Here is a 19,088-nt window from a genome sequence, read left to right as displayed (position 1 = left end):
ACTTACTCCTTGATCAGGCAGGCCATTTGCGCCAGGGTCGGCGCGCCAAACACGCGCTTCAAATTGATCTGAATACCGCTGCGTTTCATCAGGGCGACGAGACGCATCGCCAAAACGGAATTGCCGCCCAACGCAAAAAAATTCGCCTCACGGTTTTCAATCGGACGTCCAAGAATCTGCGCCCAGATCAGCGCCAGGTTTTTTTCCTGACGGGTCATTGCCTCTGCTCCCCCGCCATTGTCCGTCACGTCTTCCAGCTGTGTGATCAACGCTGGCCGATCGATTTTGCCCGCTGGATTGCGGGGCAACTCGTCCAGAACGAGGATACACGCGGGCATGAAGAAGATCGGCAACTCGGCGCTGATCCTGGCCCTCAACTCAGATTCCAGCCGCATGTTTTCAACCTTGACCGATGGGGTGACAAAAAGCGCGATTCTCATGCCCAATTTGCCAGTATCGACGCAACAGGCATGGCAGCTTCGAACCAGCCGTGAAGCCATGGCACAGGCCTCGATTTCCGCAAGCTCAACCCGGTTTCCGTTGATCTTGACCAGATCGTCCTTGCGCCCCTCGAACAGGATGTCCCCGTTCACATTGCGCCTGGCAAAATCCCCGGTTCGAAAGCTCAGGCATTCATCGCCATCCTGGCCACGGACAAACCGTGCATTACTCAATTCCGGATTGCCCAGATAGCCCAAGGCAACACTCGCCCCAGAGATGTAGATCTCACCGAGTTCGCCATCCGGTACTTCTTCCAGTACCTCGTCGAGGATGCGCACGGTGACATTGGAGATCGCCTGACCAATATCCGCCGGTGAAGTCTCGAGAGCGCACAACTTCACCGTCGTGGCGACTGTCGCTTCGGAAGGCCCGTAAGCGTTTATCAGCCGGATTTTGGTCGCCCAATTGGCAATCACCTCCTTGCTGCACCTCTCGCCTGCCACGATCAATGTACTCAGGCTGACCGGCAGATCTACCGGCAACAGCGACACCAGTGACGGAGGCAACGTAGCGACATCGATCAGACGGTTGCACAGCAGATTTTGCAGGCTGTCCAAATCCCGAAGCTCGTGATCGGCCACCGCAACAAGACAGCCGCCGGCAAACAGGGTCATTGCGATTTCGGCGATGATCGCGTCGAAGCATACCGGGGAAAACATCAGCACCCGACTGCCCTGCTTGATGCCATAAGTCATTGCATGACGCGCCAGGTTGGGGATACCCCGATGTGAAACCAACACCCCTTTTGGTTGCCCGGTAGAACCCGAAGTGAAGATGATGTAGGCCAGGTCTTGCGGCGTTATCTGCGGTTGTTCGAAATGCAGAGACTGCGCAGCGTCCCGGACTTGACCGAGGGTCACGACCTTTTCCACGGCAAGGGCGGGATTGTCGCCGACGACATAACCGTCGGGGACCAATATCAGCTTCACAGGGGCAGCGTCGAACTGTACGCACAAGCGGGCTGGCGCGACGTCTAAGTCAACCAGGATAAAGGCTGCGCCACTCTTCATAACGCCCAGCAAGGCTACAAGCAGGTCCTTGCCGCGCGAACAACCAATGGCAACTATCGCGCCTGCACCAATCGCGTTGTTTGCCAAATAGGCAGCAATCCGGTGGCTGTCTGCGTCCACTTCGACATAGCTATATAAAACACCGCCATCTTCTATGGCCGGTGCATCCTTGAGGTCGTGGATGATGCCGGCCCATTGATCGAGAAAGATCTGTGTTTCCGTAATACCGTTTGGGGGAAATTGAAGTTGTGACACGTTAGGCTCCTTCCGCTCTGAAAAAGATTGACCAACGCACAGCCGGACTCAACCCACCAGCATGTGTTGATACATCTGGCTGCCAAAGTTGGCGTCACACCACTTATCCGAATAGATTGTTTCGAGATACCGTTCCCCCATATCGGGGCTGATCACGACAACTTCGTCACCCGACGGAATCTGTTTCCACAGGCGCTTCACCGCCACCAGTACGGTCCCCGTGGAACCACCAACCAGCAAGCCGTAGTCCCGCGCAACGCTGCGACACATGCGGATCGTCTCTACCTCATCGACGAACTCGACATGCTCGACCAGATCCCGGTCGAGAATTTCCGGGCGCCGACTCGTCCCTAGGCCGGGAATCAACCGCTTCTTGGCCACCTCTTGAAAGTTGATCGAGCCGACGGTATCGACTGCGATCAGTTTTACGTCCGGTGCCTTTTCACGCAAATATCGCGCGCAGCCAATGAGCGTCCCGGTGGTGCCGGCACCGACAAAGAGCCATTTACAGTTGGGGTACCGCTGCAGGATTTCCGGCGCAGTCTTGCTGTAGTGCGCCAGCGGGTTGGCCGGATTGGCGTATTGGTTGGTCCAGAAGTACCTCGGGTCCTGACGGATCACTTCTTGAATCAGCGCAATGCGCGCCCCAAGAAATCCGCCATTGCAGTCCCGGGTGTCACAGATAATGACTTCGGCACCATAAGCCTTCATCAAGTTTTTGCTGACCTGATTGACGTTGGGGTCGGTTACGCAGGTAAACGGATAACCGCGCTGCGCACAGATGATCGATAACGCAACACCGAGGTTTCCGGAGCTGGATTCGATTACCTTTCGCCCGGGCGAAAGTAGCCCTAGGCGCTCACTTTCTTCGATCAGTGATATTGCAGTCTTGAGCTTTATCGACCCGGCCAGATTCAACCCTTCTATCTTCAGGTAGACCGGCACATCGCCAATAAAGCTATCCAGCTTATGATATTGATTCGTACTGTAAATTTGCATCATGCTCAGGGTATCCATTTCCAAGAGGAGATATTCGGCGCAAATGAAAAACAATCCTTTGTTGAAGATCGGCCAATTGCGCAATGCAGAACTTTTCGGGGTTGAAGTTCAGATCGATCATAAAATCATCTGCCGGAACAAGACCGAACACCAAAGGAAACTCAGACTTCTCTATCCACTGCAGATTACTGAGCCGGTAATGATCACCTACCGGCAAGTTGTTCTGAAGCTCGAAGTTCTCGACCACCAGAACGGTATTGAACAGTTCCTCCAGGCTACGGCCGGCGGCACTCTGGAAATGACTCATCGGGACATGCCCTTCGTCCTGCAGTGCTGCATTGCTGCGCTGCAACTGCCGAAGGGCCTCAGCAGAAAACGGGGCCCGTACATCTACCTTGCACGGAACGATTGAAGTCATCAGTCCGATGATGTCGTGGGCGCCCTCAAGATCCACAGGCCGTCCCGAAATCGCCCAGCCGAACACCGGTGTGAGGTTCTGGGTGTTCTCTGCCAGGATTTCTGCCCAGATACGTTGGAAGAGAACCGCAACGGTCACACCCTGCCCGTTGCAGAATCGCTCGATGCCATCCGACAGATCACACCCGAGTTTAAAACGGTAGACACTGTGATTCGCACGAGAGGACGGCTGAAACGCAACTGGACTTGTGAACAAACTCGGACTGACACCAGCCAGATAACGTCGCCAGAACGGACGCTTTTCCCGCTCGGGGTGATTGGCCAGCCACTCGATGTAATCGCGATAGACGTGCCCGAAGACCGGCTCGGGCTGAACGCCGCGGATCATTTGGTCGTATATGGCAAAAAGTTCTTTGATGACCCTGGCCACACACCAGCCATCCAGAAGGATGTGATGGTAAGTCCAGATCAACTTGTGCGTCTGCGAACCATTGGACAGCAACGTGAAGCGGGTCAGCGCGGGTATTGCAAGATCAAAGATCCGCGAGCGATCGTTGTGCATCAGGCGTTCATACTGCGACGGCTCATCACTGTCCGCCAAAAACTGCCAGCGGCAGGTTGCCTTCTGCACCACATACTGCACCGGCCCGGACACCGCTTCCCAGAAGAACCCCGTCCGCAGGATCGGATGACGCTCAGCCAACAATCCCCATGCTGCTTCCAGCACGCCGATGTCGATCTCGCCGTTGATGTCCATGACGTATTGCAGGGTATAGGTATCGCCCTCGCTTATCAGGTGCTGAAACAGAATCCCCTCTTGTGTCGGTGACAAAGGATAAATATCCACAGGTATGGCTCCGGCACTGGCAACCAGCGACTGCAGTTCATCTTCAGTCAGTTCGACATCCGGATAGTCGCCAGGCACGCGTACCACAGCGCCCGCAGTGCAATGATCGATGATTTCACCCAGTGCACCGACGTAGCGCGTCGCAAGATCCTCGGCTTCCTGCGGGGTCAAGATCCCATCGTCGTAATACCAATCGATTTCAAATCGGCCCTGGGCAATCCGTGCCTCGATCTCCAGCGCATGCTGGCGTCCGTTGCGCGGGTCAATTGACACCTGATCGACGAGACTCAAGACCTTGGCAGATGGCATCGACACATCCGGATCGCCAAACGACACGTTGTCCCACTGCCCAAGATAGTTGAACTGCACCATGGGTTCGGCAGCAGGAATCACCCGGGGCTCATTGAACAGGTAACGCAACAGTCCATACCCGACACCCCGCTGGGGGATGTTCGCGAGTGTGCGCTTGGTCGCCTGAATCAGACTCCCAAGGTCGTTTTCAGGATCATGCAGGCACACTGGAAACACAGAAGTAAACCAACCCACCGTGCGGGACACGTCGACACCTTCCAGGACGCTTTCACGACCATGTCCTTCGAGGTTGATTGCAATGTCTGGACTCGCCCGCCAATCGGAAAATGTCCGAACCAGCGCCGATATCAGGATGTCATTGATACGGATGTTGTAAGCCGCAGGCACCTCCCGGATCAGCGCGCTGGTCGCAGCGGCACTCAGCCCCCGGGAAAGTATTGCGGTCCGCCTCGAAGGTCGCCGGGTCAGATCAAAAGGTATCGAGGCAGGAATCGTTTCGATGACCCGTGACCAGTACCCGGTCTGCGCTAGAACTTCGTCCTTGAATGCTTGCCCGTCATTCGCAAGCTGCTGCGCCCAACTGCGAAACGGTGTGACCTGCGCAGGAACTACGGTGCCTGCACAGAGATGCAGATAATCCTCGACGAGGATGCGCAGGGACACCGCATCGACAACGAGATGATGTGCCACCAGCACCAAAAGATTGGCGTCGGGATTCGGGGTGCGGAACAGCACCGCGCGAAACAGATCACCCTGTTCAAGATCGAGACCGGACAGGGACTCATCCAGCACGGCCCGGATATGGTCCAGCGACTGAGCGATCGGCGCGGCCAATTGCACTGTCTTGCAACTTGACTGCGTGTCAACGGGATTGGCCGGAATGGTCTGGGCGTATCCTTCTTCGACCTTGAACCGGGCGCTCAGTACCGGATAGCGCTGCAGTATCTTGCGAATGGCCATGACAAGGGTATCGGCCGCAACGGGACGGTGAATCTCGATCGCCGTCCCGAGACACCAATGGTCAGCATTGACCAGCTGCTGTTCGGTGAACCAGCGTTGTACAGGCACCAGCGCGGTCGCACCGGTCGGCGGATGGATTTCCCCGCCAGCGGTAATGTGCAGCGACCGCACCGACTGGGCAATGTCGGACAGCGACCGACTGGCAAAGATGCGATCCAGATCAATCGTCATCCCGTCACTTCTCAGGCGTGCAATGAGTTGCAAAGCGCTGATCGAGTCTCCGCCCGAGGAAAAGAAATTTTGATGCAGGGTGATCGTGTCATTGCCGATGATCGTACGCGAGGCAGCAAGCACAATAGCTTCGAAAGACGAATGCTCCGAGGAAGCCGCGTGCAGATTTTTCGGTACTGAAGATTCATCCCCGATCACAGGCACGCCTTGCCAGTTTTGCCACTCCTGCAGGGGACGATGTGCTCCACAGATATAAGTCAGCGCACTCAGGAAATATTCACTCAGCGCCTCTGCTCGCTCCTTGGAGACCTGTTCGGGATCGCGAATGAAATCCACAGTGATGGCATCGCCACTGCTAAGGACTTCAACGGCAAAGGCAAACTCGGTGAGGTCAGTCACTTGGGTGAGTTGTACGGTGACGCCGGGGGTATCAAGGGAGGCCCAGTCCGCCAGCGTCTCGACGTTCAGCACCGTATCAAAAGCGCCGTTGGCAAAACGCGAACGAGTGCTGACCAAGGCCTCGTTCATTGATATCGATTCAAACCGCAGCAACTCGGCGATACGTCTACTAACCTCCTGCAGGCTGATCTCGGGAATCTCCGCCGCAGAAAGGGAAATGGGAATCGGCAAGGTATTGGCGTACATTCCGACATCATCCAGCCCAACCCCGGTTTCGGCACGACCCGAAACGATCATGCCGAACAACTGGTGCTGCCCGCCGTTTATCGCATTGAGCACCATTCCCCAGGCTGTTGCCGCGACAGAGGCAATCGTGACTCCGGCACGACCACACAGATGCATGATTGCCTGCTCGAGAGTAGCCGGCAGGCGTCTTTCGAAGAGCTGATGCTCCACGGGGCTCAAGGACGGTTCCGCGACTTTGTCAGCTACGCAGACCGGCATCTGGAAAGGTTTGAGGAGATCCGACCAGAGCTGTTGATCCTGCGGCTGCAGGTGGAATTTTTCCTGACCGGCGATATAGGCGGGAAACGCATCCTCCGCTCCCGGCGCACCTGAGAACACTTCGGTCATCAGCGCGAAGACCGATGCACCATCAAGTACGAGATGGTGGGCACTGAGTACAAATTGATAGTCTTTGCCTCCCAGATGGAACAGATGCAATCGATATAGCGCGGGCTTATCAAGCTCGAAACCGGCCAGTTTGTCCTGGAAAAGGAAGTCTTCCACGCATTTGCGCTGTTGAGCCTCTTCAAGGTGCAGAAGGCTGGTCCGGGTCCATCTCAATGGAGCGCCTTCAACGACGACACGCACCGGTTGGCTCGACGGCGTTAGAACGAAAGCGCTGCGCAACAACTCGTGGTGTTGATGGGCCTTGCGCCAGCCTTCTTCCAGTGCGGCGCCCTCATCGGGCAACACCATGCGGAACGAATACTGCAGAACGTAAGTCGTGCGATGACGGGTCCGTAACGACTGCACGTAGATGCCCTTCTGGGCCGGCGAAACCTGTTTGAACGATAAGGTGTCACCCTTCGCTTTCGGCAGATCCAAGTGTTTTACGCCCGTAGTATCCGCAGTGCCAGTTATGGCACTTTGGGTTCGTGCCACCTTGAGCAGCCCGAGCGCGGTCGGGTGTCGAAAGATATCCCCCAGTGTGAAGGCATGCCCCAGAGCCTTTGCCCGAGCGATGAACTGCAAGGCGAAAATCGAATCAGCACCCTGTTTGAAAAAATCGTCGGTTGGCTGCAGCGCCGGGTTACGGAGCAGATCGCGCCAGGTCTCGAGTAGCTCCTGTCCGTCGCCAGTCGCACTCGCCGCAACCCCCTGTGCAGTGTCAGGCGCCGGTGTTTCATTGGCGATGGCCGTGAGTTTTTTCTTGTCGACCTTGCCATTGGGCGTCTCGGGCAGAAATGGCTGAATGCGGAACTCGGATGGAATCATGTGCTCCGGCAGGAGATCGCGCAGATCGATACCCAGCGTGTCTAGATTTGTTGGGGCTCCCTGCTGCTCGACGATGAAAGCCGTCAGAACGGCTCGGGTGTGCGAAGTATTGAGTACCACTGCCGCCTGTTTAATGTAAGCAAGTCGCAGGATGCCGAATTCGACTTCACTCAACTCGATTCGGTGACCTCTCACCTTGACCTGATCATCGGCTCGACCGTGATAGTGAAAAATACCATCGCCATCACAACTGACGAGGTCGCCGGTCTTGTAGGCTCGTCGGCTGTCGATAGTGACAAACGCTTTGTCGGTCAGGTCGGGGCTACCGATGTATCCCAGCCCCACCGCAATCCCTTCGACGTAGAGCTCGCCGACTTTACCCTCGGGCAACGCCACCAGGTCAGCGTCTCGCACGACCAGCCGTACCCCCCGAACCGCCCGCCCGATCGGGATTGCCATGTTGGCAGGAGGCATCCGGGTAATAACCTGGTGGGTCACATCGTCACTACATTCAGTTGGCCCATAGGCATTGACCAAAGGCACGTGAGGCTCAGTCGCCAGCCACCGTCGGGCAAGTGAAACGGGCAGCACTTCGCCAGTCACTACCAGGCAGCTCAAACGATCAAAACGCGCATTCTGCGCATCCACGGTAATCGCATCGAGAATGGCCTGCAGGTGACTCGGCACCACCTGCAGGATATCGATTTCGTCACGCAGGATACGCGCGCCCAGAAGATCCAGATCAAGAAACTCCGAGCGGGTCAGGATAGCCGTACGTCCGGCACAGATGAGCGGCGCGAGAAATTGCCAGACGGAAATATCGAAACTCTGTGGTGCTGTTTGGGCCACATTGGGTGCCTTGTGCATCCCCAAATCTTCGACTTTAGCCAGCAGGTGATTGAGCATTCCACCGTGATGAACCATCGCCCCCTTGGGCATTCCCGTCGAACCAGAGGTGAAGATCACATAAGCGAGGCTATCGTCCGTCAGCACGCTGCGCTCGAATGACGCCCCGCCCTTGAGGTTTCTGAGTAGGCCCGGCATCGCCAGAAGACGAACACCATCGAAAAGTACCTGGGCGTCTTCCTCCGCTATCAGCCACTTGCAGCTACATTGCTCCAGCATATAGGCCCGCCGGTCCAGCGGGAGAGTTCGATCCAGTGGCAGATAAGCGGCCCCCAACTTGAACAGGCCAATCATCGAAACCAGAAATCCGAGCCCCCGCTCCAGACCGATGGCGACAATATCGCCCTGCCTGACGGAGGCCGCGTTCAGCATGCGAGCGAAACCGTCAGATACCTCGTCAAGATCGCGATAGTTCAGAGTGTTGCAGCCATCCGAAGCTGCGATGGCGTCAGGCGTCCGTCGGACCTGGTCGGTGAATAAATCTAGAAAGTTTTCCATATCTTCCATGTCTTATGGTTCTAAATTTTTGGTGTTTCTGTGTGTCAGGCGCCTTCTCGAAGGTATTTCCTGACCCCCCAGCGCCAAAGCAATCGAGACAACAACAAGAAGGCCAGCGTCGCCAGCACAGCGCCTGCCAATGACCGGCCCGTCGTCATTCCCATCGCTGATTGCGCGGGAACTTCCATGATGAAAAAGACTGGCATTACGGTCATGATCACGACCTGGATCCACTCCGGGTACGCACCGGAAGGAAACCGCCCGGTAGTCAGAAACATAAACAGCAGGTGGGAAATGTTGCCGGTCTTCTTGGTCCAGAACGCCAGACTCGCGATGCTGAACCAGACCGAATAAACCAAGGCACACGCCAAAACTATGAAGATGAGAAACGCGCCGAGCGTTTGCAGATTCAGTTGCCCCTGCACATAACTACCGCCCAGCATCAATCCAAGCCCCAGCAGGACGCCGAAGATATGCCACAGGCGCAACTGCCCAAAGGCCAGAATGGTTTGAACATCAACCGGTTTGGACAAGTAGGTGTCAATGGACTTGCTGATGATCAGCTTCGAGGCGGCCTCGCAGTTGGGCAATACCACCATTTGTACATAAGAGCGAATAAGGATGAATGCACCATACAGCACGATCGATTGCTGTTTGTTCCAGCCACCAATTGTCTCGACATTCTCGAAAAAAATTTCAATCACGACATAAACCGACAAACCAAGTAGGACTGTATTCAGCAGGCTTACAAAGACCGGAACACGGTCTTTCATGCTTGCCCGCGACCTTGCTATTAAAAGCGCCTTGACTGCGCTCAGCGCCTTCATTAACTGAACACCGAATAGCGTTTAACACCTTTTGCCCAAATGAGATGAGCCAATAATGAAAGCGCAACAACCAGCGCAACCTGAAACAGCAATCCATTAATCAGCTGCTCGGTTTTCAGCTCCCCCATGATGATGCGAATTGGAAAATTAATAATGTATGGAAAAGGTGACCACTCAAGTACCGACTGCATCCAGAATGGATAAAGTGTCAAGGGCGCCAGGACGCCACCAAACAGTGTTAGCATATAAGTCAACACCAGATCAAAGGCACTTGCCTGATCAGACCAGAACGCCGCAAGCCCGCCAACAAAATAGAGCAAGTAATTTATGGCAAACCCAAGCATCACCCCTATCAGTGCAGGAAGCAAATAACTCAGATTCAAATATTTACCCGCCTCGGAGAACAGGAATACGCCTGCCACCAGGAAAAATATGGGAATGACCCTCACCATTGCCGAAGCGAGTTCGCCCAGAAAGTAGTAGAGGGCAATATTGAACGGCTTTAACAATAGGCTGCCGATATCGCCCGAATGTATGTCGTTCTCTACTTCTTCGGCAGCCGTACTCGATACTACTTCGCCAACAAGAAACACCAAGGCAAAGTAGGCGGCAAACCGTGCTGGTGTAAAACCCTCCAGCGCGGCATCTTTCGCAATCCCCATCCAGATGAGCATCATAAACAACGGCACTAACGAGGCGAGCACCAACACGAACAACTCTGCGCGATGTGCAACCTTTCGACGGATGGCAGTGCGCGCAACCCCTGCAACTTTCATGGCAAAACGGCTCATGCAACACACTCCCCGGACGAATCCTCGATGTTGTGCTCGGCATCGATCTTCGACGTCATGAACAGCTTCAGCAGAGCTTCTTCGATCGGTGGATCACCGATGGAAATGTCGATGACCAGCTGCTCAGCGAGAACCTGGGAACAAACACCCAGTACCTCGTCAATTGGCACCAGCAGCTCATGCACAAAGCCGTCCGTGGAACGCACCAAGCCATATCTGCCAAGCTCCGAGGCCATGACACTTTCGGAAAGCTCCATCGTGATGATGCGGTGATTCGACATACGTTTACGTAATGACTCCAGGGTGTCATCGAAAGAAATCTTGCCGTCAGAAACGACAACGACCCGCTCACACAAAGCTTCAATATCCTGCATATAATGCGACGTTAGAAGTACGCTTACATTTCGCTCGCGACTATAGTCTCGAATAAAAGAACGGACTATTTTCTGGACGCCGACATCAAGCCCGATAGTAGGCTCATCGAGAAACAGAACTTTTGGATCATGAAGCAAAGATGCCACCAGCTCGCATTTCATCTTCTCGCCAAGAGACAGGGTTCGCACCGGCGCCTCGGCCAACTTCGAGACGTTAAGCAATTCATCCAGATAACCATAGGTCCGCCTGAACTGCTCATCAGGAATATCAAATATCTTCTGGTTTAGCCGGAAAGTTTCCATTGCGGGCAAATCCCAGATCAACTGTTGACGTTGCCCCATGATCAGCGAGACGGACTTCAGAAAATCCTTGCTGCGCAGTTGAGGGTTATAGCCCAGAACCGATACTTGCCCGGCAGTTGGATAGAGCAACCCCGACAGCATTTTCAATGTAGTGGTTTTACCCGCACCATTCGGACCGAGGAAGCCTACGACTTCGCCCTGCTTGACAGTAAATGAAATATCGTCAACAGCGATTTTTTCAGAGGACCGGGGAGAAACAAGATTTTTCAGCCAACCGAACGGCCCTTCCGAACATTCTTTGATTCGATAGGTCTTCGACAAATTTTTTACACTTATACAATCCATTGCGTATCAGCCCCAAAAGAAAACGTTTCAACCATCACCCAGAGCATTAGCGTGAGTATAAATCTCAGAAGTCATTCTTACACTTGGAACTCCTCAACCTGCACTAGATCAATGACAGTGATTTTTTGGAGCTCCCTCATTCCTATTAGTGATGCGTCGCTCTTTTTGCTTTTTTGCTTTTTTGCGAAACATCTTCTGAAACTAGTCGCCTACCAATTCATTGTCGAGTATAAAAAACCTCAGATTATTCAAAAGAAGAATCAAGCTACAAGATTGATGAAAAAAACCTTACGGAAAAATCCTACAATCCAAAGGTTTTAGGCTCTCCTGATGATCCCATCCGTCGTAAATACTCCACTCCTTGCATAATCGAATCACTCCTTGCAGGCCTCGCAAAACCCGGGCTCGGACAAGCCGAAAATCAAGATCGTCGGCGAACTGCCCAACCCGCTGAACCCGCCATCAGGCTGTGCTTTCCATAAGCGCTGCCCGTACGCGACCGAGCGCTGCAGCACTGAAGAGCCGGCCCTGCGTCTGCTCGACAGCAGGCAGGTGGCGTGCCATTACGCCGAGCAGTTCCTCGACGGCGCGGCATAAGCAAGCCTGGAAACCGACACAAAACAACTGTGGGAGCGAGCTTGCTCGCGAAGGCGGAGGATCAGTCAATGAAGTATCGACTGACACACCGCTTTCGCGGGCAAGCCCGCTCCCACAGGGACTGTGGTTCACTCGGGGTTAAGTGATAACCCAACCTCTTCCACCGCGAACGCACATCAGTCGGCGCAGAAGAGGTTTTTTTGTTTGCGCTTTATGTCTGGCTGTCGTCCTCACCCTCGTCACCGTCCATCGAATCGTCCTCATCCGTGCTGCCAGCCAGCAGCAGCTCACCCGGCTCGGGTCCGGATCGGGCGATCATCGTCTCGCCCTGCGTGCCCTGCCAATTCCAGGCCTGTTTTTCATGGTCCTGACATTCCGCCCACGCTGCCGACGAACCGAGGGACAGCAACACCAACACCTTCAGCAACAAAATACCGCGAAGAAACATGCTCATAGCCAACGCCCTCCTGCCCACGACGAACCCGGGTGCCGTGGCGTTTTTGCGAGATCCAGTTGTAATCGAGCGGGTTCTCAAACCAGAACGTTGATGATCGCCGGGAAATGCCACGGTTGCAGAGAATGGTTTCGCATAATCGCTATGGCGAATGGTTATTTAACAGGCATGAGGTCCACTGTAGGAGCAAGCTTGCTCGCGATGGTGGGTCAGTCGACATCTGCTCAGCTGACACTCCATCGCGAGCAAGCTCGCTCCTACAGGGTTTTGTTCAACATGTCGGAAGAAGGTCAACACAATGGATCTGTTGCACACATTGCTCGAACTCGAACGACGCTTGCTGTCACAAGCCACCCGAGGCGATGCCGAAGAAATCTCTCGACTGATCGCCGACGACTTCAGCGAATTCGGTGCCAGTGGCGGCGTCTGGAACAAAACTGACGTGGTCGAGCGATTGCCTGATGAGATTTTCACCGAGCGCACCATCAGCGAATTCGCGGTCAAACCGCTCTCGGAGCATACCGCCCTGGTGACCTATCAATGTCACACCGCTGCCAGCACCAGCTTGCGCAGTTCAATCTGGCGCAAGAAGGAAGAGCAATGGCAGATGGTCTTTCATCAGGGAACATCTATTCCGAAGGGGTGACTGGCAGTCCGCCATAGCGTGTAGGAGCGAGCTTGCTCGCGAAAAACGTCAACGAAAACGCGGGTTGCCTGACGAACAGTGGCGTCCTGAAGTCCATCGTCGGAACGCCGACCGGAGCAAGCTCGCCCCTACAAAGAACTGCGTCGAATACAAAAAACCCCGCAGCTTTCGCAACGGGGCTTTTGGTGTTTCAGCTCAGCGCTTAATGATGCTCACGGGTCGCGCGGAATTTCACGTCCGGCCAGCGCTCTTCCATCAGCGCCAGGTTGACCCGGGTCGGGGCCAGGTAGGTCAGGTGACCGCCGCCGTCGACCGCGAGGTTTTCCACGGCCTTGACCCGGAACTCCTCGAGCTTCTTCTTATCGTCGCAATCGATCCAGCGCGCGGAATACACGGTGATCGGCTCGTAGGAGCACTCGACCTTGTATTCCTCTTTCAAGCGGCTGGCCACCACATCGAACTGCAGCACGCCGACGGCGCCGAGGATGATGTCGTTGCTGCGCTCGGGGAAGAACACCTGGGTGGCGCCCTCTTCCGCCAGTTGCTGCAGGCCTTGACGCAGTTGCTTGGATTTCAGCGGATCACGCAGGCGCACGCGACGGAACAGTTCCGGGGCGAAGTGCGGGATGCCGGTGAAGCCCAGGACTTCGCCTTCGGTGAAGGTGTCGCCGATCTGGATGGTGCCGTGGTTGTGCAGGCCGATGATGTCGCCGGCAAACGCTTCCTCAAGCTGCTCTCGCTCGGAGGAGAAGAACGTCAGCGCGTCGCCGATCCGCACGTCCTTGCCGGTACGCACGTGGCGCATCTTCATGCCTTTTTCGTACTTGCCGGAGCAGATGCGCATGAAGGCGATTCGGTCGCGGTGTTTCGGGTCCATGTTCGCCTGGATCTTGAACACGAAGCCGGCGAATTTCTCTTCGACCGGTTCCACGGTGCGCTCGTTGGCCACACGGGCCAGGGGTTTCGGCGCCCAGTTGACCACGGCGTCGAGCACGTGATCGACACCGAAATTGCCCAATGCAGTACCGAAGAATACCGGGGTCAGTTGGCCGTCGAGGAATTCCTGCTGATTGAATTCGTGGCAGGCGCCCTGTACCAATTCCAGCTGATCGACGAAGCGATCGTACTCGTCGCCCAGGTGGGCGCGGGCTTCATCGGAGTCGAGCTTCTCGATGATTTTCACATCGGTGCGCTCGTGGCCGTGACCGGCGGTGTAGACGATGATGTAGTCGTCGGCGAGGTGATAGACGCCCTTGAAGTCGCGGTAGCAACCGATCGGCCAGGTGATCGGCGCCGCCTTGATCTTCAGGACGGCTTCGATTTCATCGAGCAGTTCGATCGGGTCGCGGATGTCACGGTCGAGTTTGTTGATGAAGCTGACGATCGGCGTATCGCGCAGACGGCAGACGTCCATCAGGGCGATGGTCCGAGGCTCTACACCCTTACCGCCGTCGAGGACCATCAAGGCCGAGTCCACCGCGGTCAGGGTGCGGTAGGTATCTTCGGAGAAGTCTTCGTGGCCCGGGGTGTCGAGCAGGTTGATCATGTGGTCGCGATACGGGAACTGCATGACCGACGTGGTAATGGAAATACCCCGTTGTTTTTCCATTTCCATCCAGTCGGAGGTGGCATGGCGGTCGGACTTGCGAGATTTCACCGTGCCGGCAACCGCAATCGCCTTGCCCATCAGCAAGAGCTTCTCGGTGATGGTGGTTTTACCTGCATCGGGGTGGGAAATAATGGCGAAAGTGCGGCGTTTCGCGACTTCGGCGGCCTGTTTGGTCATGGGAAATCGCCTGGCAGGTGATTCAAAAAAGGGCGCAGATTATAGCCCAACTTGAGTCAATAACCGAACCGTTGAGCACATTAGGGGTGGCCAAATGCTGCTTCAGATGGGAACCTTTCAGACCGTGGAGGCGTCCACTCCCCTGTTACGACTATTCGTCAGGGTTGAAAAATCAGCAAGTTAGCCTGACGAGGCTGCGCTTATGGCTCGATAAGCCGTACGTTTTCCACCTGTAGGAACTGGCTTACTCGCGAAAAACGTCCAGACCAATGCGTTCATTCAGACCGAACGCGTCATCGTTGACGTCCTTCGCTGGCAAGCCAGCTCCTACAGGGGAAAGTGCTCGGTATATGAGCTGCTTCTCGCGAACGTTGTTATCCCGGCAGCCAGGAATGGCATTGCCACACGGGACTGCGTTCGCCGACAAAGAAAAGGAGTCCGCCTGTGGCTATTCGCTATGGCAAGGGGCTGATAGGAGGTGCGGTTGTCGTCGCCCTCCTGGCCCTGCTGGTCCACTGGATCGGCATCAACACGATCGAACATTACCGCGACGATTTGTTGTTTTACCTGCAAGCTCATTTGATTCTCGTCCTCGTTTCCATGCTGGCCGCCCTTGTAGTGGGCATACCCGCCGGCATCTTCCTCAGCCGCCCGACCATGGTGGGCCGCGCTGAACGCTTCATGCAGATCTTCAACATCGGCAACACCGTGCCGCCCCTCGCCGTACTGGCCATCGCCCTGGGTATCCTCGGCATCGGCAGCGGCCCCGCGATCTTCGCCCTGTTCCTCGCCTCGCTGTTGCCGATCGTGCGCAACACCTATGAAGGCCTGAAAAACGTCCAGGGTTCGCTCAAGGAAGCGGCCGTCGGGATCGGCATGACGCCGACTCAGGTGCTGTGGCGGGTCGAACTGCCAAACGCCGTGCCAATCATCATCGGTGGCGTGCGCGTGGCCCTGGCGATCAACGTCGGGACGGCACCGCTGGCGTTCCTGATTGGCGCCAACAGTCTGGGCAGCCTGATTTTCCCCGGCATCGCCCTGAACAATCAGCCGCAACTGATGCTCGGCGCGGCCTGCACCGCCCTGCTGGCCTTGCTGCTCGACGGCCTGGTGACACTCGCCAGCCGCCTCTGGCTCGAACGCGGGCTGCGCCCGTCTTAAGCCTCGGCAAAGGAATCGATATGAAAAAAGTATGCTTATTTCTAGGCTGCGCCCTGCTGTTCGCAGGATTTGCCCAAGCCGCTGAAAAACCCGTGATCCGCATCGGCGCCCGGGTGTTCACCGAACAGACCCTGCTGGCGGAAATCACTTCCCAGTACCTGCGCAGCAAGGGTTACGACACCCAGGTGACCGGCGGTCTGGGCAGCAACCTCGCCCGCAGCGCTCAGGAAAGCGGCCAACTGGACCTGATATGGGAGTACACCGGCGTGTCGCTGGTGGCTTACAACCACATTACCGACAAACTCGACAGCGCTCAGTCCTACGCCCGGGTGAAAGAACTCGACGCAAAAAAAGGCCTGGTCTGGCTCACCCCGTCGAAGTTCAGCAACACCTACGCCCTGGCGCTGCCGGAAAAAACCGCGAAAGCTTATCCGCAGATCAACACCATCAGCGAGCTGAACACGGTGATGCAGGCTGAGGCGAAGACCAACCACCTCGTCGCCCTGGACACCGAGTTCGCCAACCGTTCAGACGGCATGGCCGGCATGGTCGACCTCTACGGCATGAACCTGACCCGTAAGAACACCCGCCAGATGGATGCCGGACTGGTCTACACCGCCCTGCGCAATAGTCAGGTGTTTGCCGGTCTGGTCTACACCACCGACGGTCGCTTGAACGCCTTCAAGCTCAAACTGCTGGAAGATGACAAGCATTACTTCCCGGACTACACCGCCGCGCCGGTCGTGCGTCAGGAGTACCTGAACGCCCATCCGAAACTGGCGCAAGAAATCAAACCGCTGGCCGAGCTGTTCGATGACGCCACCATGCGTGCGCTGAATGCACGGGTCGATGTCGATCACGAAAGCCCCTCATCCGTTGCCGCCGATTTCCTGCGCCAGCACCCACTCAACTAAGGAGGAAAAGACATGGAATTTCTGAACGCCTTTTCCCATCTCGACTGGGCGCAGGTCCTGCAACTGACCGGGCAGCACATCACCCTGGTCGGCATCGCCGTGACCCTGGCGATTCTGGTCGGCGTGCCTCTGGGTATCCTGATGACGCGTTTTCCGACGCTCGCCGGTCCCTTGCAAGCCAGCGCCACGGTGCTGCTGACCGTGCCATCGATTGCCCTGTTCGGCCTGCTGTTGCCGTTCTACTCCAAATTCGGCCAGGGCCTGGGCCCGATGCCGGCGATCACTGCAGTGTTTCTGTACTCGCTGCTGCCGATCATGCGTAACACCTACCTGGCCCTGACCGGTGTCGAGCCCGGCATTCGCGAAGCCGCTCGCGGCATCGGCATGACCTTCGGCCAGCGCCTGCGCATGGTCGAGTTGCCCATTGCGGTGCCGGTGATCCTCGCCGGCGTACGCACCGCCGTCGTGATGAACATCGGTGTGATGACCATCGCCGCGACCATCGGCGCCGGCGGCCTCGGTGTACTCATTCTCGCTTCCATCAGCCGCAGCGACATGTCGATGCTGATCGTCGGCGCCGTGCTGGTCAGTCTCCTGGCCATCTTCGCCGACCTGCTTCTGCAATGGCTGCAACGCACGCTGACTCCAAAAGGACTCCTGAAATGATCGAACTTCAAAACCTCAGCAAGACTTTCCAGAGCAACGGCAAAGATGTGAAAGCCGTGGACTCGGTAAGCCTGACCGTCAATGAAGGCGAGATCTGTGTGTTCCTCGGGCCATCGGGCTGTGGCAAAAGCACCACGCTGAAGATGATCAACCGCCTGATCAAACCGACCTCAGGCAAGATCCTGATCAACGGCGAAGACACCACCGACCTCGACGCCGTGACCCTGCGCCGCAACATCGGCTATGTGATCCAGCAGATCGGCTTGTTCCCGAACATGACCATCGAGGAGAACATCACCATCGTTCCGCGCCTGCTGGGCTGGGACAAGCAGAAATGCCACGACCGCGCCCGCGAGTTGATGAGCATGATCAAGCTTGAGCCCAAGCAGTACCTGACTCGCTACCCCCGTGAGTTGTCCGGTGGCCAGCAACAGCGGATCGGCGTGATTCGCGCGCTGGCGGCAGATGCGCCGCTGTTGCTGATGGACGAGCCGTTCGGCGCGGTCGACCCGATCAACCGCGAGATGATCCAGAACGAGTTCTTCGAGATGCAACGGGCGCTGAACAAGACGGTGATCATGGTCAGCCATGACATCGACGAAGCGATCAAGCTGGGCGACAAGATCGCGATCTTCCGCGCCGGCAAGCTGTTGCAGATCGACCACCCGGATACGCTGCTGGCGCATCCAGCGGATGACTTTGTCAGCAACTTCGTCGGCCAGGACAGCACGCTCAAGCGTCTGTTGCTGGTGAAGGCCGAAGACGCCGCGGACAACGCACCGTCGGTGAGCCCGGAAACCCCGGTGGCCGAAGCGCTGGAATTGATGGACGAACTTGACCGTCGTTATGTGGTGGTCACTGATGCTGAGAATAAAGCGCTCGGTTATGTACGACGTCGCGACCTGCACCGTCAGACGGGCACTTGCGCGCAATACCGGCGCGAATTCAATGCCACCGCGGCGTACGACGAGCATTTGCGAATCCTGCTGTCGCGCATGTACGAGTTCAACCGTTCGTGGCTGCCGGTGATGGATGCCGAGCGGGTGTTCCTCGGTGAAGTGACTCAGGAGTCGATTGCCGAGTACCTGAGTTCCGGTAAGTCCCGTGGGGGCAAGACCAGTATTGTTTCGCCTGCGGAGACTGCGGTCGCCTGATCTGAGAGTGCCGTCGCTGTCTGTCTTCAGCGGCGGTTTTGATCAACAGGAAATAACCACTTACTGGATAAAACCAATCTTAAAAAGAACGTGCTTATGCCAAATCCACAACTAAAACTGTCATATCTATCAGGTGCTTTCTCGCATAACTCGCTCCAACATAGACGAACAGTTGATTAACCATTCCCATCGATCAACTGACGAACTCAGGTATCCGCCTTTATTCGCCTTAGGA

General features: G+C 56.1%; 13 protein-coding genes and 1 pseudogene. 6 read left to right on the top strand and 8 right to left on the bottom strand.

Going from position 1 to position 19,088, the window contains the following annotated elements:
- Nucleotides 1-2 precede the first annotated feature (2 nt).
- The 6 genes from J2W17_RS22600 to J2W17_RS22575 are packed head-to-tail and all read right to left on the bottom strand — an operon-like array spanning nucleotide 3 to nucleotide 11,451.
- Nucleotides 3-1,766, bottom strand: a complete 1,764-nt coding sequence (locus tag J2W17_RS22600; RefSeq protein ID WP_307339630.1) for a non-ribosomal peptide synthetase — start codon at nucleotides 1,764-1,766, stop codon at nucleotides 3-5.
- 48 nt (nucleotides 1,767-1,814) lie between these two features.
- Nucleotides 1,815-2,768, bottom strand: coding sequence for a 2,3-diaminopropionate biosynthesis protein SbnA (sbnA, locus tag J2W17_RS22595; protein WP_307339627.1), 954 nt, complete (start codon nucleotides 2,766-2,768; stop codon nucleotides 1,815-1,817).
- Nucleotides 2,734-8,844: a non-ribosomal peptide synthetase gene (locus J2W17_RS22590; protein WP_307339623.1), complete on the bottom strand. Its 6,111-nt coding sequence runs from the start codon at nucleotides 8,842-8,844 to the stop codon at nucleotides 2,734-2,736. Before J2W17_RS22590 ends, sbnA begins: the two co-directional genes overlap by 35 nt.
- A 35-nt stretch (nucleotides 8,845-8,879) precedes the next feature.
- Nucleotides 8,880-9,662 carry an ABC-2 family transporter protein gene (locus J2W17_RS22585; protein ID WP_307339620.1) on the bottom strand — a complete coding sequence of 261 codons (783 nt, stop codon included), beginning with the start codon at nucleotides 9,660-9,662 and terminating at the stop codon, nucleotides 8,880-8,882.
- Complete coding sequence (locus J2W17_RS22580) at nucleotides 9,662-10,453, bottom strand: ABC transporter permease (RefSeq protein WP_307339617.1); 792 nt, start codon at nucleotides 10,451-10,453, stop codon at nucleotides 9,662-9,664. The genes J2W17_RS22585 and J2W17_RS22580 overlap by 1 nt, the downstream gene beginning before the upstream one ends.
- Nucleotides 10,450-11,451, bottom strand: a complete 1,002-nt coding sequence (locus tag J2W17_RS22575; RefSeq protein ID WP_307339614.1) for an ABC transporter ATP-binding protein — start codon at nucleotides 11,449-11,451, stop codon at nucleotides 10,450-10,452. The genes J2W17_RS22580 and J2W17_RS22575 overlap by 4 nt, the downstream gene beginning before the upstream one ends.
- Nucleotides 11,452-11,871: 420 nt before the next feature.
- On the opposite strand from J2W17_RS22575, the pseudogene J2W17_RS22570 reads away from it, so the two are divergent.
- Nucleotides 11,872-12,072 (top strand): annotated as a pseudogene (locus J2W17_RS22570) (oligopeptide/dipeptide ABC transporter ATP-binding protein); the annotation flags it as partial.
- A gap of 211 nt (nucleotides 12,073-12,283) precedes the next feature.
- Here the strand turns inward: J2W17_RS22570 and J2W17_RS22565 are convergent.
- Nucleotides 12,284-12,526 carry a hypothetical protein gene (locus J2W17_RS22565; protein ID WP_307339612.1) on the bottom strand — a complete coding sequence of 81 codons (243 nt, stop codon included), beginning with the start codon at nucleotides 12,524-12,526 and terminating at the stop codon, nucleotides 12,284-12,286.
- A gap of 298 nt (nucleotides 12,527-12,824) precedes the next feature.
- On the opposite strand from J2W17_RS22565, the gene J2W17_RS22560 reads away from it, so the two are divergent.
- On the top strand, nucleotides 12,825-13,172 hold the full coding sequence (locus J2W17_RS22560; RefSeq protein WP_307339609.1) for a nuclear transport factor 2 family protein: 348 nt from the start codon (nucleotides 12,825-12,827) through the stop codon (nucleotides 13,170-13,172).
- Between the two features lie 202 nt (nucleotides 13,173-13,374).
- On the opposite strand, the gene J2W17_RS22555 is transcribed toward J2W17_RS22560, so the two are convergent.
- Nucleotides 13,375-14,958 (bottom strand): peptide chain release factor 3, encoded by a 1,584-nt coding sequence (locus tag J2W17_RS22555; RefSeq protein ID WP_064679762.1) that lies wholly within the window; start codon nucleotides 14,956-14,958, stop codon nucleotides 13,375-13,377.
- Nucleotides 14,959-15,402: 444 nt separating this feature from the next.
- Here J2W17_RS22555 and J2W17_RS22550 point away from each other — a divergent pair, with 444 nt between their 5' ends.
- The 4 genes from J2W17_RS22550 to J2W17_RS22535 are packed head-to-tail and all read left to right on the top strand — an operon-like array spanning nucleotide 15,403 to nucleotide 18,853.
- Complete coding sequence (locus J2W17_RS22550) at nucleotides 15,403-16,119, top strand: ABC transporter permease (protein WP_128871943.1); 717 nt, start codon at nucleotides 15,403-15,405, stop codon at nucleotides 16,117-16,119.
- A 20-nt stretch (nucleotides 16,120-16,139) separates the two neighbouring features.
- Entirely contained in the window at nucleotides 16,140-17,033 is an 894-nt protein-coding gene (locus J2W17_RS22545; RefSeq protein WP_307339602.1) for a glycine betaine ABC transporter substrate-binding protein, read from the top strand.
- 12 nt (nucleotides 17,034-17,045) lie between these two features.
- Nucleotides 17,046-17,699, top strand: coding sequence for an ABC transporter permease (locus J2W17_RS22540; RefSeq protein WP_307339599.1), 654 nt, complete (start codon nucleotides 17,046-17,048; stop codon nucleotides 17,697-17,699).
- Nucleotides 17,696-18,853 (top strand): osmoprotectant ABC transporter ATP-binding protein OsmV, encoded by a 1,158-nt coding sequence (locus J2W17_RS22535; RefSeq protein ID WP_307339597.1) that lies wholly within the window; start codon nucleotides 17,696-17,698, stop codon nucleotides 18,851-18,853. The genes J2W17_RS22540 and J2W17_RS22535 overlap by 4 nt, the downstream gene beginning before the upstream one ends.
- The last annotated feature ends 235 nt before the right edge of the window (nucleotides 18,854-19,088 follow it).

Source organism: Pseudomonas lini (assembly GCF_030812475.1).
GTDB classification, from domain to species: domain Bacteria; phylum Pseudomonadota; class Gammaproteobacteria; order Pseudomonadales; family Pseudomonadaceae; genus Aquipseudomonas; species Aquipseudomonas lini_A.
Note: the sequence above shows the minus strand (reverse complement) of the source record. Positions and strands in the feature narration are given on the sequence as shown.